The organism is Flavobacterium sp. Sd200, assembly GCF_009826935.1.
Taxonomy (GTDB): Bacteria; Bacteroidota; Bacteroidia; order Flavobacteriales; family Flavobacteriaceae; genus Flavobacterium.
This window is the reverse complement of sequence record NZ_WUMN01000023.1, coordinates 1-2,717: the sequence shown is the minus strand read 5'-3', so window position 1 is coordinate 2,717 and position 2,717 is coordinate 1. Positions and strand designations below refer to the sequence as shown.

Here is a 2,717-nt window from a genome sequence, read left to right as displayed (position 1 = left end):
TCTGATTCCTGGTAGTGGTATAACTTTTTGGTATTTCTGTTAGCAGGTGCAATAGGTGCTTCTACAGTAATGGTTTCCATAATCGACAGTTAAGAAATCTAATGTAGCGATTAGCGCAGCGCGGAAATGGTAAAGAATTTATAAATATTGATGTGAAATTTTGCAGGAATATATTAAAATTATGCAGCATCGGTTTATTTAATATTTTATTACAAATTTTTCGGCCGTCTCCATACTAACTTAGTGTGCAACGGAAATTACCTACGACTATAATGGAAACAGAAAATAAAAGGATTGCAATCCTGGGCGCTGGTCCCAGCGGCATGTTTATGTTTAAAAGGCTCATCGAATCAGGAGACAAAAATGTAACCATTGAAATTTTTGAGCGTAAATCGCAGGTTGGGGCCGGGATGCCGTATAGCACAGAGGGCGCGAACAGGGAACACATTACTAATGTATCGGCTAATGAAATACCAACAATTGTAACCTCCATGCAGGATTGGGTCGATACTGTGGACAACGCCCTGCTTCAGCCTTATCATATTACTCCCCGGAATTTCAACGAATATAAGGTAGTGCCACGCTTGCTTTTTGGCAAGTACCTGGAGAGCCAATTTGGTTTGCTGTGCGATAAAGCCCGTGCAGCGGGCTTTACGGTCATGTTGCATCTCGGTACATCGGTAACCGATATCATTGACAAGCCGGACTTACAACAGGTATTTGTCGAAATCGAGGGTGAGCGGGTTGAGCCCTTTGATGCGGCCATTATTTGTACCGGACACAACTGGCCGAAAAAACATGAAGGCAAGGTTCCGGGATATTTTGATAGCCCTTACCCGCCGGTCAAGCTAAAGCTTGAGTTGAACCATGCGGTTGCCATCAGGGGTTCTTCACTGACGGCCATAGATGCCATACGTACCCTGGCACGCAGCAATGGAAAATTTGTGGAGGGTAACGACGGAATGCTGCAGTATATTCCCTTGAAAGGTACAAAGCGTTTCAAAATGGTAATGCATTCCAGAAATGGGTTACTCCCTGCGGTACGTTTCCATCTGGAAGACTCGCACCTGCAAAACGATTCCTTGCTGACACCTGAAGAAATTGAACAGCACAAACAGGAAAATGACGGTTTCCTCTCGCTCGATTATATCTTTGAAAAAGACTATAAAGACCTTTTCAAGGAAAAAGACAGGGACTTTCACAAGCGCATTAAAGACCTCAGCATTGAAGAATTCGTAGACCTTGTAATGGGTTTCCGTGAAAATGCAGATCCTTTTGAACTCCTGCGCAGGGAATATGTAGAAGCCGAGCAATCCATACAAAAGCGGGAGTCGGTGTATTGGAAAGAACTGCTTGCGGTGTTGAGTTTCGCAATGAACTATCCGGCAAAGTACCTTTCGGCGGAAGATATGCTTAGGCTCCAAAAAACGCTGATGCCGTTAATTTCGGTTGTGATTGCTTTTGTCCCGCAGACCTCGTGCCGGGAACTGATCGCGTTGCACAATGCCGGTAAGCTGGAAATTATATCGGTTGGACAGGAAAGCGATATCGAAATTAACGACAACGGAGGTATAACGTATCACTACTGTGATGAAGACAATGAAGAATGTTCCGCTTCCTTTAAAACATTTGTCGATTGTGTGGGGCAGCCGCACCTCTCGTTTGAAGACTTTCCTTTTAAAAGCCTGATTTCACGCGAGGTCATTACCCCGGCAACATTGCGTTTCAGATCGGATAGTAAAGGCGAGGAATTGTTTAAGGATAAGACAAAAAATGTAAAAAGGGAAGAAGGGTATTACGTACTTAAAGTACCCGGAATCAGCATCAACGATAATTTCCAAATCGTGGGTCCTGACGGCAGAGGTAATGAGCGGTTATTTGTAATGGCGGTGCCTTACATCGCCGGTTTTAACCCGGATTATTCGGGACTTGACTTTTGTGAGGAAGCGTCACTTCGTATTGCGAGACACCTTGAACAACAATCTAAAAAAATGAGCATATGAAATTTGATTGGGAAGGCATTTTCCTCAACGGCCTGGACTGGCAACAATCTTTGGAGATTGGATTGCGGACGCTAATCATGTTCCTGCTGGTGCTTACTTTTTTGCGCTTAAGCGGCAAGAAAGGTGTACGGCAGCTTTCGATTTTTGAGGTCGCTATAATTATTGCCCTGGGTTCAGCAGCCGGCGACCCCATGCTCAGTAACGATTATCCTATACTGCCATCATTGCTGGTTTTTACCGTAATCATTGTGTTGTACCGTATCATTACCTACTATGCCGGGAAAAATGAAAATTTTGAAAGCCTGGTTGAAGGCGACCCCATGTACATTATAGAAGATGGCCAGTTTGTTATGGTAAGCCGTACATCGCATAATTTCGCAAAGGATGAGTTTTTGGCAGAATTAAGAAACGAGGGTGTGTCGCACATCGGTCAGGTCGAAACGGCAATACTTGAAACCAACGGCAAGCTCAGCATATTTTTTTATCCGGATGACAAGGTCAAGCCCGGGCTGCCTGTATTGCCAAAACTGTATAATAAAAAATCAGAGGATATTACCAACCAAGGAATATATGCCTGCACCAATTGTGGCAATTGCGAAGAGTTGGCACAGAGCAGTAAATGCAGCCGCTGTGGCCAAAAAGAATGGGTGCCGGCAATTGATAAACTAAGGATTACATAGCCATGGATACACCCAGTTATCTTGATTTCGATAA

At 44.1% G+C, this 2,717-nt stretch carries 2 protein-coding genes; both read left to right on the top strand.

Annotation, left to right across the window (positions count from 1 at the left end):
- The first annotated feature begins 272 nt into the window (after positions 1 to 272).
- On the top strand, positions 273 to 2,003 hold the full coding sequence (locus GR160_RS19190) for an FAD/NAD(P)-binding protein (protein ID WP_160751514.1): 1,731 nt from the start codon (positions 273 to 275) through the stop codon (positions 2,001 to 2,003).
- Positions 2,000 to 2,683, top strand: a complete 684-nt coding sequence (locus tag GR160_RS19185) for a DUF421 domain-containing protein (RefSeq protein WP_160751513.1) — start codon at positions 2,000 to 2,002, stop codon at positions 2,681 to 2,683. The genes GR160_RS19190 and GR160_RS19185 overlap by 4 nt, the downstream gene beginning before the upstream one ends.
- The last annotated feature ends 34 nt before the right edge of the window (positions 2,684 to 2,717 follow it).

Bases quoted from the DNA above. Each gene is read 5' to 3' on its own strand.
- GR160_RS19190 (WP_160751514.1), top strand. From the start codon at position 273: ATGGAAACAGAAAATAAAAGGATTGCAATCCTGGGCGCTGGTCCCAGC.
- GR160_RS19185 (WP_160751513.1), top strand. From the start codon at position 2,000: ATGAAATTTGATTGGGAAGGCATTTTCCTCAACGGCCTGGACTGGCAA.